The sequence below is a fragment of the Stutzerimonas stutzeri genome (assembly GCF_000935215.1).
Taxonomy (GTDB): Bacteria; Pseudomonadota; Gammaproteobacteria; order Pseudomonadales; family Pseudomonadaceae; genus Stutzerimonas.
In genome coordinates, this window is sequence record NZ_JXXD01000374.1 from 1 (window position 1) to 1,472 (window position 1,472).

A 1,472-nucleotide genomic window follows, 5' to 3' on the forward strand; every position below is an offset into this window, starting at 1 on the left:
CAGCCACGCGCTGGCCAGCGCCGACCGCCTGGGCATTCCGCTGCTGCGCGTGGGCTTTCCGCAGTACGACCTGCTGGGCGGCTTCCAGCGCTGCTGGAGCGGTTACCGGGCCAGCGCGCAGGCGCTGTTCGACCTGGCCAACCTGCTCACCGAACACCATCAGGGTATCGCGCCGTATCGCTCGATCTATGCGCAGAAGCCCGCCTCCGACCATTCGCAATGGAGCCACTGAGCCATGGCCAGCCCCATCCGACAACTGCAGGTACTCGACGGCGAGAACGACGGCACGCTGCTCAAGGTGGCCTTCGCCTCGTCCGATCGGCGCACGGTCGACCAGCATTTCGGTTCGTCGCGGTCGTTCGTGTTCTACGGCATCGACCCCGAGCGGGCCGAGCTGCAATCGGTGGTGGAATTCGGCGAGCTCGACCAGGACGGCAACGAGGACAAGCTGGCGGCCAAGCTGGAACTGCTCGATGGCTGCATCGCGGTGTACTGCCGCGCCTGCGGCGCCTCGGCGGTACGCCAGCTGCTGGCGATCGGCGTGCAGCCGGTCAAGGTCAGCGAGGCCGAGGGCATCGCCGAACTGATCGAAACGCTGCAGGCCGAGCTGCGCGAAGGCCCTTCGGCCTGGCTGGCCAAGGCGATCCGGCGTACCCGTGGCACGCCGGACCAGCAACGTTTCGAGGCCATGGCCGGCGAGGCCTGGGACGAATAGCCCGACACCCGCAATCGAGGACAGCGTTATGTATGCAGAAGAACAACAGGCGGTCGTTCGCGACGACGCCCCGGCCCTGCAGGACCCGGTGATCAAGCAGATGGTGGTGCAACTGCGCGCCATGGACAGCTACGGCACCTACGACACCTGGAGCGACGCGCGGGTGCTCGACCCGCTGGTGCTGACCCGCGAGCGGCGCCGCGCGATCCCCATCGTCGGCGATCCGGACGAGGTCACCCTGTCGCGGGTCAAGGCCTTCTACAACGCCCTGGCGCAGATGATCGAGCGCGAGACCGGGCTGCTCGCGGTACCGGTGATCAACATCACCCACGAGGGCTTCGGCCGCGCGCTGATCCTGGTCGGCAAGCTGGTGGCGCTGGACAAGACCCTGCGCGACGTCCATCGCTTCGGCTTCGAATCGCTCGAGGCGTTGTCGCTCGACGCGCAGAAGCTGCTGGGCAAGGCGACCGCGCTGGTCGCCGAGCACCGTACGGTCGCCGAGTTGTAAGGGGAGACGAGCCGATGACCGAAGAGGAACTCAAGGCGTTGAAGAAGGAAGTCAGCCAGAAGAAGCGCATCGCCACCGAATGGGCGTCGCAGATCCACGACCTGGTCGAGGACCGGCTGCTGATCGATTACCGGCAATTGCCGGAACTGGCGACGCAGGCACACCAGGCCTGCCTCGACTGGGCCGAGGCCAACGCCCGGCTGGAAGCGGCCGGCAACGCCTGACCGCCAATACAGAGCGGGCCCGAGC

Annotated in this window: 3 protein-coding genes and 1 pseudogene; all 4 read left to right on the top strand. The window is 67.2% G+C overall.

What is annotated here, in order from left to right; all coding sequences use genetic code 11:
- Positions 1-232, top strand: a pseudogene (locus LO50_RS23460) (nitrogenase iron-molybdenum cofactor biosynthesis protein NifN); the annotation flags it as partial.
- A gap of 3 nt (positions 233-235) precedes the next feature.
- Positions 236-715: a NifB/NifX family molybdenum-iron cluster-binding protein gene (locus tag LO50_RS23465; protein WP_011912512.1), complete on the top strand. Its 480-nt coding sequence runs from the start codon at positions 236-238 to the stop codon at positions 713-715.
- Between the two features lie 28 nt (positions 716-743).
- Complete coding sequence (locus LO50_RS23470; protein ID WP_011912513.1) at positions 744-1,223, top strand: NifX-associated nitrogen fixation protein; 480 nt, start codon at positions 744-746, stop codon at positions 1,221-1,223.
- A 14-nt stretch (positions 1,224-1,237) separates the two neighbouring features.
- Positions 1,238-1,447 (top strand): CCE_0567 family metalloprotein, encoded by a 210-nt coding sequence (locus tag LO50_RS23475; RefSeq protein WP_011912514.1) that lies wholly within the window; start codon positions 1,238-1,240, stop codon positions 1,445-1,447.
- Positions 1,448-1,472: the final 25 nt, after the last annotated feature.

What these genes read in the sequence shown, in the direction of transcription:
- LO50_RS23465 (WP_011912512.1), top strand. Translation starts at nt 236, where the DNA reads ATGGCCAGCCCCATCCGACAACTGCAGGTACTCGACGGCGAGAACGAC.
- LO50_RS23470 (WP_011912513.1), top strand. Translation starts at nt 744, where the DNA reads ATGTATGCAGAAGAACAACAGGCGGTCGTTCGCGACGACGCCCCGGCC.
- LO50_RS23475 (WP_011912514.1), top strand. Translation starts at nt 1,238, where the DNA reads ATGACCGAAGAGGAACTCAAGGCGTTGAAGAAGGAAGTCAGCCAGAAG.